The sequence below is a fragment of the Anaerolineae bacterium genome, assembly GCA_014360855.1.
Classification (GTDB): domain Bacteria; phylum Chloroflexota; class Anaerolineae; order JACIWP01; family JACIWP01; genus JACIWP01.
In genome coordinates this window covers 1-12,041 of sequence record JACIWP010000075.1, presented here as the reverse complement: position 1 = coordinate 12,041, position 12,041 = coordinate 1, and the positions used below count along the sequence as shown (strand labels likewise).

Below are 12,041 nucleotides of genomic sequence, written 5' to 3'. Positions count from 1 at the left end.
ATGAGGCGTACTACGGTCAGATACGCCGGCTGAAGCAGGAACTGGACAGCCGCTATGTGCTGGTGCGCTCCATTCGTCAGTTTCGCAACGGCGCCGAGTGGGCGGACGTGTACGTGTATCGCCGGCGGAGCGATTGAATCGCCAGCCGGCCGGGAAGTTTCCCAGGTTGAGGTAGGAGGATGAAAGGGGCAGCGCGGTTCGTTCGAACGGTGCCTGTGGAATATCTCCTGCTGGCCGGCGTCCTGCTCTTGGCCCTGGCTGTTCGGGTGGTCGTCGCTCGTCAAGACCATGTCCTGCAGGGGGACGAGGGGGCCTATCTCTGGCTGGGCAGGACGCTGATGAGCGGCGGGGGGTATCAGTTTTTCGGCCGGCCGGAACTGCACTACACGCCGGGCTATCCCATCGTCTCGGGGTTGGTCTGGCTGGCTGTGCGCGACCTGGAGCTGGCCAGCAAGATTTGCTTCGTGCTCTTCGGCACCCTGACCATCCTGCCGGTCTATTTTCTGGCTCGCCGCATGTACGGCCGGCTGAGCGGCTTGATCATTGCCGGCCTGCTGGCCGTCATGCCGGTCTTCACTGCCCACGTGTTCTTCTGGGGGAGCATGAGCGAGCCGCTGTACTTCTTCCTGGTTTTTGCGGCGGTGTGGTGTGCCGTTTGGGCAATGGAGCGCGGCCCCTGGTGGGCTTATCTGCTGTGCGGTGCGCTCTTCAGCGCCGCTTATCTCACCAGACCGGAGGCCCTGGCGTATGTTGCGCTGACCGCCGGCTATCTGTTGCTCCTCTCGATGCTGGAACGCCGGTCCCTGGATAGCTTTGCGAAGGTGCTCCTGATGCTCCTGGTCTTCCTCGGCGTGGCCTCGCCTTATCTGCTCTTCCTCCATCGCCATCTGGGGACATGGAGCCTGACCGGCAAGACCTGGATCGCCTTTGTGGGACATCACGCCCTGGTCGAGGGAGACCTGGTCGCTTTTGACCGCATTGTATGGGGGCTGGATTCCACAGGGCTGGAAGTGCTGTACCATTCCATGGAGAAATTCACCAAGTACAGCATGTGGCGGGAGATCATTTCGAACCCGCAGGAGTTCCTGGTGGACACCCTGCGGAACGTACGACAGTTGGACGGCCTGTTCCTGTCCAAGCGGGTGTTTCCCAGTTTTCTCCTGCCCCTCGTGGGGTTAGGATTATTCCGCTCGCGTTGGAACGCGCGACGCGCTCGCAACGAGGTGTATCTGCTCTTGATGGCCGTGCTGCCGGCATTGGCCATGGCGGTATTTACCGTGGACCTGCGCTTCTACCTGGGCACGCTCATCATCCTGGTTATTTGGGCCGGCCATGGCATTGTGGAGCTGGGGGATTGGCTTGCCCTGACCGCCTCCAAGTTGCTGACCGGGGCGCGCCTCGAGCAGTGGGCCGGCCGGCTCCGGCTGGCGGCGACGGGCCTGCTGGCAATGGTGCTGGCCGGCTACTTCCTGATCATGTATCCGATGCTTATCCAGGAGGGACTTGGCAACAAGCTCTTTTATTACAAGCATGTGGGGTTGTGGTTGGGCGAGCACAGCCGGCCGGCGGAACGGGTCATGTCGCGCGGGGCGATCCCTGCCATTTATGCGGAAAGGTTTTGGGTGCCCTTCCCCCATGCGGATTACGATGATGTCTTACGCTATGCGCGCGCCCACGATGTGGATTACTGGATCATTAATGAGCGGGAGTTCCGGCTGATGCGCCCTCATCTGGCGTTCCTGGCGGACGCGGCACAACTGCCGGCGGAATTGGAATGGGTACAGGGCTTCGAGGGGCCGGCGGGACGGACCGTGGTCCTGCGCATGCGAAAGTGAGGATGGCTGGATGAGCGAGGAAACGACGATCCAGCGAAGTCGTACCGGCGTGGCCGGCTGGTTCGCCCGGAACGGGCCGCTTATCGGTATTATCACAGTGGCTCTGTTACTGCGCGCCGTCGTCGCTCGTCAAGACCATGTCCTGCAGGGAGACGAGGGGGCCTATCTCTGGCTGGGCAGGACGCTGATGAGCGGCGGGGGGTATCAGTTTTTCGGCCGGCCGGAACTGCACTACACGCCGGGCTATCCCATCGTCTCCGGGTTGGTCTGGCTGGCTGTGCGCGACCTGGAGCTGGCCAGCAAGATTTGCTTCGTGCTCTTCGGCACCCTGACCGTGCCGGCGGTGTACCTGCTGTGTCGACGCCTCTACGACCGGCCGACGGCACTGGTCGCTGCCGCCCTGATCGCCGTTTCGCCGGCGCTGATCTCGTACACCTTTTTCTACGGCAGTATGACCGAACCGCTGTATTTCTGCCTCCTGTTCTGGGCCATATATATCAGTGTGGTCGCCATGGAGGAGGGACGCTGGCCGGCCTATGCGCTGGCCGGCGTGCTGTTCGGCCTGGCCTACCTGACCCGCCCGGAAGGGTGGCTGTGGCTGGCGGTCACGGCCGTTTTTCTGGGCGTGGTCTTTATCGTCGAGCGCAGGCCGGCGCGCCGCTCACTGGCCGGCATAGGCATCCTGCTGGCCGGCTTTCTGGTGGTCGCGTTCCCGTATCTCCTGTATCTCCGCCGGCATCTGGGCTACTGGACGTTGACAGGCAAGTCCTGGATGGCGTATGTCCAACAGCTCACCCTCGCGGAAGGGAATTACGTGGAATTTGACCGCATGAGCTGGGCGCTGGATTCTTCCGGTCACGAGGTCATGTACCATTCCGCCGAAAAGTTCACCCGCCACAGCCTGCTGGGGGAATTCCTGAACGACCCGCTGACCTTCGTCCGACATACCGTGCAGGACCTGCGGGAGCTGGACAGCATTTTCCTGTCCAAGCGGGTACTGCCGTTCTTCCTCCTGCCCTTCATCGGATTGGGGTTGTTCCGCGCCGGCTGGAGCGGACGGCGGCTCCGCCAGGAACTCTATCTCTTGGCGCAGGTGCTGGTCACCTCAGCGGCGCTGGTAATATTCACGAATCAGTTACGCTTTTACCTGGGAGCGTTGATCGTGCTGTTGGTATGGGCCGGCCGCGGGCTGGTGGAGTTCTCCCGCTGGGCCGGCGAGACGTTGGCGCAGTGGATGCGGCCGGAGAAGGCGGACCGCTGGGCGCGCGGCGTGCTGACGGTGGGCGCGGTGCTCATCTGCGCCTATTACCTGGCGATACAGCCGGCGGCCGTACGGGACGGCCTGGCCTATCAGCATTTCTACTATAAAGAGGTGGGGGAATGGCTCAAAACAAACAGCGCGCCGGACGCACGGGTCATGTCGCGCGGGGCCATCGTCGCCATCCATGCCGAGCGCTTCTGGGTGCCCTTCCCCCACGCCAGCTATGCCGAGGTACTGCGCTTCGCGCGGGAGAACCGTGTGGATTACCTGGTGGTCAATCAGCATGAGTTCGAAGTGATGCGGCCGCAACTGGCCTTTCTGGGCGACCCGGACCAGGCGCCGGCGGAGCTGGAACCCCTGCTGATCCACCACAGCGCGCAGGGGCTGACGGTGGTCTACCGACTGAAGGGAGGGTCATGAACAAAGCAAAGGTGCTGCTGATTCAACCGCCGGCCCTGCCCGGCACGACGGTGAACCGGGAAGGGGCCGCCGGCTTCGGCAATCAGTACCCGCGGGAGGGGGCCTTCCTCTACCCGCCTCACACGCTGGCCACCTGTGCGGCGATACTGAAGGCCGCCGGCTATCTCCCCGCCATCCTCGATGCGGCGGCGGAGCGGCTCAGCCCCCGCGAGGCCCTGGAGCGAGCCGCCGGCTGGGACCCGGGATATCTGGTGGTGCAGGTGTGCTGGCCGGCGTGGGAGGCGGACCTGGCCTTCTGCCGGGCGGCGCGCGCCCGCTTCCCCGGCGTTCCGCTGATCGTCGTCGGTACCATCCTGCGGCATGAGGATTTCGCCCGGAGCGCCGCCGGCGCGGCCGATATGGTGCTGGTGGGGGAGCCAGAACAGGCCCTGCCGGCGGCCCTCGAGCGGGTCCGGCCCCTGGCGCAGGGGCCGGCGCCGGTCGTGCCGGCGGTGGAGCTGGCCCCCCGGCAGTACGATGCCGAAAGCTACCTCCGGGATATCGAGTCCCTGCCTCCGCCGGCGTGGGAGCTGACGCCTTGGAGGCGCTACGGCTTCCTCAGCGTGCTGAGCACCCGCGGGTGCGATCTGTCCTGTGTCTACTGCCCGTACGTGGTGGGGTGGGGCCGCAGGTTCCGGGCATGGGGGCCGGCGCGGGTGCTGGAGGAACTGCGCTGGCTGGCGGAGCGGTTCGCACCGCCGCGGGTTATGTTCCGCGACGCGGTGTTCGGGCGGGATCGCGGCCGCGCCGCCGGCATCTGCGAGGTCATCCTGCGCGAGCATGTGCGTGTGAGCTGGGAGTGCGAATCGCGGCCGGAGCATTTCGACCCGGAGCTGGTGCGGCTGATGGGACGCGCCGGCTGTGCGCGTGCCAAGATCGGCCTGGAAAGCGTGGAGCCGGCGCGGCTGGCCGCGTTGGGCCGCGTCGCTGACGCTTCGCAGGCGGAGATGTATGTGGAGGCGGCGCGCCAGGCAGTGGCCGGCTGTCGGCATGCCGGCGTTCGCTCCCATGTCTACGTCATGGTCGGTTGGAAGGAAGCGCTCCCGGGAGAGATCGAGCGGTTGGGGGCCTTCCTGCAGGAACTGGAGGCGGATGATGTGAGCATCAAGCCGGCAGAGGTCTATCCATTGACCGCCTGGGAGGGGTGGGCGCCGGCGGATGCGGAGGCGGGAGCGCGGCAGGCCGAGGGGTTGGCGCGCATCCTGCCCCCGCCGGCGCGGAAACCGCGCGGCTCGGTCCTGCGGCGGGCCATGGCGGTGTTGCGGAGGAACCTGGGGTGAGGGCATTGGTCACTGGCGCGACGGGATTTGTCGGGATGTGGGTGGCCCGGTTCCTGCTGGAAGAGGGCACGCAGGTGCGGGTGCTGGTGCGGCCGGGGAGCGATCGGCGCAACCTGGCCGGCCTGGACGTCGAGATCGCGGAGGGGGACCTGCGCGACCCCGAGTCGCTGGCAGAGGCGCTGGCCGGCTGTGAGGAGCTGTATCATGTGGCGGCCCTGTACAGCACCCGGGAGGAGGATGGCCCGCTGATGTACGAGGTCAATGTGGGCGGCACCAAGACCCTGTTGAAAGCGGCGCGGCGCGCCGGCGTGCGCCGGGTGGTGCACACCAGCACTATCGGCACGATCGGCCGGCCGGCGGACGGTTCCCTGCCCACCGAGGAGACGGAGTTCAACCTCTGGGAGCAGGGGAGCCATTACGCCCGCTCCAAATACCTGGCGGAGACAGTGGCGCTGTCCATGGCGCAGGATGGCCTGCCGGTGGTGGTCGTGAATCCCTGCGCGCCGGTGGGCGCCGGCGATCTCAAGCCCAGCAGTACCGGCCAGCGCATCGTGGACTACCTGAACGGGCGCGAACCGTCGTACCTGGAGGGGGGCATCAATTTCATCTCCGTGCGGGATGTGGCCGCCGGCCATATCCTGGCGGCGCGGCGCGGCCGGCCTGGCCAGCGCTACATCCTGGGCAACGCCGCCGGCAACCTGATGCGGGAGGATTTTTACCGCCTGATGGAGCGGGTCAGCGGGGTACGTCCGCCGCGAGGGCGCTCCCGCAACCCCCTGCGCTGGCTGGGCGGGGCTTCGCGTGCGGGGCGGGGGTACCAGCCGCCGGCGCTGACCTGCAACCCGGCGCGCGCCATCCGCGAGCTGGGCCTGCCGCAGACCCCTCTGGAAGAAGCCTTTGCCGAGGCGGTGGAATGGTTCCGACAGAACGGCTATGTGCGCTGACGTCCCTGTGAAGCGAGGAGTATCCATGGCACGACGTGCTCTGCGTCTGGTGCTCAAGGCATTGATGAGCCTGTCCGACTGGCCGGCGCTGGGCCGGCTGTGCGTCGGCATCGCCGGCTGGCTGGCCGGCCCCTACAAGGACCGCCGCATCCTGGCCCAGGTGACCCGCAAACCGTATATCTCCCCGAAGGCGCAGATCGCCTGCCGGCGTCTGGAGATCGGGGCCAACTGTTTCATTGACGATTATGTGACCATCTTCAGCCATGCGGACGGGGGAAAGGTGGTGCTGGGGGAGCGCGTGCACATTTACCGCGGCACCATCATCGAGATCGGCGCCGGCGGCAGTGTGTACATCGGGCACGATACCCATATCCAGGCGAACTGTAATATCAAGGGCTTCCTGCGCGACACGCGCATCGGCGCCCATGTGCAGATCGCGCCCGGTTGCGGCTTCAGCCCCTACGAGCACGGCTTCGAGGACCCCGACCGCTCCATGCGGGAACAGCCCATCACCAGCAAGGGGGATATCGTCATCGGGGATGACGTCTGGCTGGGGCTGGGGGTCAAGGTGCTGGACGGCGTGACCATCGGGGACGGTGCGGTCATCGGCGCCGGCGCGGTGGTCACTCGCGACGTGCCGCCGCTGGGCATCGCCGTCGGGGTGCCGGCGCGCGTTATTGGCATGCGCGGCCAGCGGAAGGAGGAAAGCTAGCCCCATGGGCCGGCAGGATGCGGTGCGGGAGGCGGCCATCCTGTTGCTGTTCCTGGCCCTCGCTGTGGTCATGACCTGGCCGTTGGCGCGGGAGCTGGAGCGCGCCGTGGTACAGCCGGCGGAGGATCCCCAGCTCAATAGCTGGATCATGGCATGGGATGCCCATGCCCTGCTGACGGAGCCGGCCCATCTCTTTCAGGGCAACATCTTCTACCCCTATCCTTACGCCCTGGCCTATTCCGAGCATCTGCTGGGCAGTGCCGTATTGGGCCTGCCGTTCCAACTTCTTTGGCGGAATGCCGTGGCCGTGCATAACCTGCTGGTGCTCCTGTCATTCACCCTGTCGGGCTTCGGCGCCTATCTGCTGGGCCGCCGGCTGAGCGGGAGCCGCGCCGCCGGCCTGATCGCCGGCCTGGTCTTCGCCTTCTGCCCCTACAAAATGGGCCAGCTTCATCATTTCCAGAATCTGAGCGCCCAGTGGATGCCCTTTGCCCTGTTGCTCCTGGAGCGGGTCGTGCGGCAGGGGCGCCGGCGGGACATGTTCCTGTTGGGGCTGTTTATCGTCCTGCAGGGCCTTTCCAGTGTCTATTATACCCTGTTCCTGGCGGTCGGGCTGGTCATTGCCGCTGTGATCATGCTCCTCGGGCACTGGTGGGGCGAGTGGCGGGTCGCGGCGCGCCGGCTGGGTGCGCTGGCGCTGACCGGCCTGCTGGCCGGCGCCGCCCTGATGCCGGTCTACCTGCCGTACGCCCGCACCGCGGAACTGCTGGACGCCGGCCGCTCCCTCAGCTACGTGACCCAACTCTCGCCGGATGCGCTGAACTATCTGGCGGCGCCGGCGGGCAATCTGCTGTATGGGACGCTGACGGCGCCCTGGCGCAAGGAGCCGGAAGGGGCCTTATGGCCGGGGTTGCTGGCGCTCCTGCTGGCCGGCGCCGGCCTGTGGGCCGGCCTGCGCGCCCGGTCGCGCGCCGTGCACGCCTGGTGCTGGACCCTGCTGGCGCTGGCGCTGACCGCCGGCGTCCTCTCCCTGGGGCCGACCATTCACGCGGCCGGCAGGGCGCTGGTGCGCGGGCCGTATATCTTGCTGTGGCGCTATCTGCCCGGCTTTCAGGCGGTGCGGGTGCCGGCGCGCTTTGCCGTGCTGGTTATGCTGGGGCTGGCGGCTCTGGCGGCGGTAGGCATGGGACATCTGTTGGGCGATGGGCGAGCGCGCTGGCGCCGGCTGGCCGGCGGCGCGGCGGCGTTCCTCATCGTGCTGGAGTATTGGAGCGCGCCCCTGCCGCTGGCGCAGGCATATACCGCGTCGCCAACGCCGGAAGTGTACCGCTGGCTGACGGAACAGCCGGCGGATGTGAGCGTGCTGGAACTGCCCATTGACGTGTACCCGGCCTTTTCCCATGACATCGTGTACCTGGCCCAGTCCACGCGGCACTGGCATCGGCTGGTCAACGGCTACAGCGGCATCTTCCCCCCAGGGTACCTGGCGCTGAGCAAGATGATGCAGGACTTCCCCAATCAGGAGACGGTGGATGTACTGCGCCGGCTGGGCGTGGACTATGTCATCGTGCACCGCGATCAACTGCCTCCGGATCAATTGGAGCGCTTCACGCCGGATTTCTACACGGAGCTGGAGGGGCTGACCTGGGCCGGCGTCTTTGGGCCGGCCTGGGTCTACCGCCTGACACCGCCCGACGCCGATTTCTCACGCCTCACGCTCGGCTCGCCGGCGGCGCGCCCCTTCCTGCTGGGAGGCTGGTCCCCCTTCGATGACCGGATAGCGGGCCAGCCGGCGACCTGGAGCATCGGCGACCGGTCCTATCTGCTGGTGCCGATCTGGGCGGAGGCCCGTTCGGTGGTGCTGGGCGTGCAGTCCGCCGCGGACCAGGTACGCTGTCGGCTCTCCTGGGATGGGCGGTCGCTGGGCGAATGGCATTTCTTCGGAGGGGCGGAGACCTATTACAGCCTGCCCCTGCCGCGCCGGCCGGAGCCCGGCCTGTACATTCTGGGATGGGACTGCGCCGGCGGGAAGGCGGAAGCACATGCCCGCACCATCGGTGCGACGGGGGTGGAAGCGCCGGCGGACCTGGCGGTGGTCGCCGCCGGCCGGGAGGCCGGCGATTACGCCGCGATCTACCTGGAGGGGAAACAGTATCTGGTGGCCGAGGAGTGCCGATCCTGCATGGAGGTGCTGGCCCTGCCGCCGGGAGACCACACGGCGCCCCTGTGGCGGGTGGCGGACCTGGCGGTGCCGGCGGAGCGCTTCTCCTTGGCGGAGTGGCTGATGGCCCTACCGGATGGGACGGTTATCGCCGCGGCCGGCCGCGCCGGCGCCGGCGTTTCCCTCGATCTGATCCGCGCCCTGGCGCATTACGGCGGCTCCGGCCGCATGGTGAAAGATGTAGGTCAGGCTTATCTGCTCATCGGGGTGCGCGGCGCCCTGCTCGGCACGGCGGTGGAACGAGCATGTGATGAAGGGTGCTGGGAGTATTTGGGGAGGCCTTGGCCGGACCGCCGGCTGGCCGTCAGCCGGGTGGAGGCGGTGCGGTGAGGCGGGGGAGAACCGCCGGCTGGCTGGGCCTACTGCTGGCCGCCGTTTTCCTGGCGGCCGGCTGGCTCACCCTGGGACAGTACGGCATCACCTGGGATGAACCGGAGAATTTCCTGGCCGGCGAGCTGTACTGGCAGTTCTGGCGCACGGGGGAGGCGCGCTGGCTGGATTTCGAGGGGCTGAAAAATCAGTGGGCGGAGGCGGACCAGAAACCCTATTTCTACGTCTATACCATTGGCCGGCAGGAGCGGTATCCGCCCTTTGCGAACACCGTCTCCGCGATAGGGGCATGGGCACTGCACGAACGGGCCGGCTGGCTCGACCCCATCACCGCCCATCATGCGGCCATACCGCTGTTCGGCGCGCTGGGGGTGTGGGTCACGTTCCGCTTTGCCTGGGAGCGCCGGCGCCGGCTGAGCGAGGCCCTGCCGGCGGCGCTGATGCTGGCGGCGTTCCCGCTGTACTGGGCGCATGCCCATAACAACATCAAGGACGTGCCCATGGCGGCGCTCTTCGCGGCGTCGCTGTGGGCCGGCTGGCGGGCCTTCGGGCAGGTTGGCAAGGTGAAATGGAAATGGGTGCTGTTGGCCGGCGGTACGGCGGGCCTGGGTTTGGCCACCAAGGCCAATGCGCTGTTCATCGCTCCTATTATCCTGCTGTGGCTGGTGTGGCTCTATGCGCCGGCGCTGGCAGGCCGGCGCCCAAAGGGAGGGGCAGTCCCCTGGCGAAGCCTGGCGGCGGCGCTGGTGGGGATAGCGGCGGTGGCCGGCGTCGTGCTGATGGTGCTCTGGCCCTATCTGTGGGCCGATCCTCTGCGCCGGCTCTACGCCGTACTGCGGTACTTCGCCACTGCGGGGCGGGGCGCGCCGGTCTATTTCGCCGGCCGGCTGTACACCGCCGGCGTGGACCTGCCGTGGTATTATGCATCGGCCTACCTGGCGCTCACCGCTCCGCTGGGGACGCTGGCGCTGGGCATGCTGGGGCTGGTACGGGCCGGCCGCTCCATGCTCCGCAGAGAGGATACGGCGGCCCCGCTGTGGCTGATATGGTTCCTGGTGACGCTGGGCCGGGTCAGCCTGCCGGGCATGGTGGTGTACGATGGACTGCGCCAAATTATGGAATTACTGCCGGCCTGGTGCCTGTTGGCCGGCCTGGGCGCCGGTTGGTGCTGGGAATGGCTGACGCGCCGGCTGGCGGTCGGGCGGAATGTGCTGGCCGTCCTGCTCCTGTCGGCGCTGATGCTTCCACAGGCGCTGGCGCTGGCCGGCCTGCATCCTTACGAGGGGGCCTTTTTCAACGAGCTGGCCGGCGGCGTGCGCGGCGCGGCCAGCTCCTTTCCCCTGGACTACTGGGGGCAGTCGTACAAGGACGGCGTGGAGTGGTTGAACGCCCATGCCGGCCCAGGGGCCTGGGTGGCGGTGCCGATAGCCGGCCACCTGGCGCGGTTTGGCCTACGGGGGGATATGGAACTGCTCATCACCGGCGAGCGGGAAGATGTGCAGAGACGCGCCGGCGAGGGATATGTCATGGTGCTCCATCACTGGGCGTGGGTGCCGGCCAGCTCGCTGGCGCAGTGGTGCCTTGCGGCCGGAGAGCCGGCCTATGTCCTGGAACGGGCGGGGGCCGGCTTGCTGAGCATCTACCGCTGGCCGTGTGCGGAGAGGACGCCCCATGACGAATAGAGGGCGGGATCTGCGCCGGCGGGTGCTCCTCGGCCTGCTCATCCTGCTGGCCTGGGCGGTGTTGGCGGCCCTGGCCGTTCAGGCGGTATGGGTGGAACCTTATCGCCTGGTGGTGGAGGAGGTGCGGGTGCCGATCGCCGGCCTGCCGCCCGAGCTGAACGGCCTGCGCATCGTGCTGTTGTCCGATATGCACATGACAGGCATTGGCCGGCGGGAGGCGGAGACCGCCGAACGGGTGCGGGAGCTGTCGCCGGATCTCATCCTTATCAGCGGCGACTTCATCCAGCACACCGTGCTGTACGACGTGCAGGCGCGCTGGATGGAGCAAGTGCGCGCATGGCTTACCCAACTGGGGAATCCGCCGCTGGGCATCTGGGCCAGTCGCGGCAATGCCGACATCAGCCGCTACGGCGATTTCAACAACCTGTTTGCGGATGGGATCTACGGCGCCGGCGCGCATTTGCTGACCAATCGCGCCGCGCTGATCCGGGTGGGCGGCGCCCGCCTATGGATTGCCGGCGCCGATTACAACGACTTTCAGGGGCGGTTTGTGCGCGATTTCACCGTGCAGGGGGACGACGGGGAGCAGTGGCTGGAGACCCGGGATTCTCAGGGCAACAGCACGGTCCATTACTGGGCGGAGCCGGCCCTCTCCTGGGCGGATTATGAGTTCACCGGCCGACTGCGGCGCGATGACGAACGGGGCGGCATCGGGGTGACCTTTTACTCCCGCTTTCCGGAGGGCTATGACCGCTACTACCGCCTGCGGAGCTATGCGAAGGCGCCGACGCTCCAGATCGCGCCGCATGGCGCCCGCATCACCGCCGGCGATATGGATACCGGAGTCGTGCCCGAAGCCGGCCGCTGGTACCGCTTTCGGATTCGCGTGCAGAACCTGCCCGATGCCACCCATATCCAGGCGCGCGTCTGGCCAGAAGATGAGGCCGAGCCGGCGGAATGGCAGGCCGACTGCCTGGACGAGAGGCCCGAACGCCTGCGCGCCGGCACCATCGGCGCCTGGGGGCTGGACGAGGGACACAAGGCCTTTGACGATTTCCAGGTACAGCCCCTCGCCGGCGGCGCGCCCCTGCTGGAGGAGAATTTCGAGGGCTGGGAGCGGGGGCGCCGGCCGGCGGGATGGCTGGCCTACGGCATGAACGCCGGCAATGTGGCGCAGGCCGTGGCGGAAGTGCCGGCGGAGGATATATGTCTTCTGCTGGCCCATTCACCAGACCAGGTGCGCGAGGCCCAGGGGCGCGGGGTGGACCTGATGCTGGCCGGCCACACCCACGGCGGCCAGGTGCGCCTGCCCCTCCT

General features: G+C 67.3%; 9 protein-coding genes. All 9 read left to right on the top strand.

Going from position 1 to position 12,041, the window contains the following annotated elements; all coding sequences use genetic code 11:
• Positions 1-137: hypothetical protein (locus H5T60_05810; GenBank protein MBC7241944.1), on the top strand; the 137-nt coding region annotated here is incomplete at its 5' end.
• A 72-nt stretch (positions 138-209) separates the two neighbouring features.
• On the top strand, positions 210-1,835 hold the full coding sequence (locus H5T60_05805) for a glycosyltransferase family 39 protein (GenBank protein ID MBC7241943.1): 1,626 nt from the start codon (positions 210-212) through the stop codon (positions 1,833-1,835).
• Between the two features lie 10 nt (positions 1,836-1,845).
• Positions 1,846-3,516, top strand: coding sequence for a glycosyltransferase family 39 protein (locus tag H5T60_05800; GenBank protein ID MBC7241942.1), 1,671 nt, complete (start codon positions 1,846-1,848; stop codon positions 3,514-3,516).
• Positions 3,513-4,835: a radical SAM protein gene (locus H5T60_05795; protein ID MBC7241941.1), complete on the top strand. Its 1,323-nt coding sequence runs from the start codon at positions 3,513-3,515 to the stop codon at positions 4,833-4,835. The genes H5T60_05800 and H5T60_05795 overlap by 4 nt, the downstream gene beginning before the upstream one ends.
• A complete protein-coding gene (locus H5T60_05790; GenBank protein ID MBC7241940.1) occupies positions 4,832-5,779 on the top strand; it encodes an NAD-dependent epimerase/dehydratase family protein in 948 nt (315 codons plus the stop codon). The genes H5T60_05795 and H5T60_05790 overlap by 4 nt, the downstream gene beginning before the upstream one ends.
• 25 nt (positions 5,780-5,804) lie before the next feature.
• Positions 5,805-6,491: an acyltransferase gene (locus tag H5T60_05785; GenBank protein MBC7241939.1), complete on the top strand. Its 687-nt coding sequence runs from the start codon at positions 5,805-5,807 to the stop codon at positions 6,489-6,491.
• Between the two features lie 4 nt (positions 6,492-6,495).
• Entirely contained in the window at positions 6,496-9,042 is a 2,547-nt protein-coding gene (locus tag H5T60_05780; GenBank protein MBC7241938.1) for a hypothetical protein, read from the top strand.
• Positions 9,039-10,724: a glycosyltransferase family 39 protein gene (locus H5T60_05775; protein ID MBC7241937.1), complete on the top strand. Its 1,686-nt coding sequence runs from the start codon at positions 9,039-9,041 to the stop codon at positions 10,722-10,724. Before H5T60_05780 ends, H5T60_05775 begins: the two co-directional genes overlap by 4 nt.
• On the top strand, positions 10,714-12,041 hold a 1,328-nt coding region (locus tag H5T60_05770; protein MBC7241936.1), incomplete at its 3' end, for a metallophosphoesterase. The genes H5T60_05775 and H5T60_05770, both read left to right, overlap by 11 nt.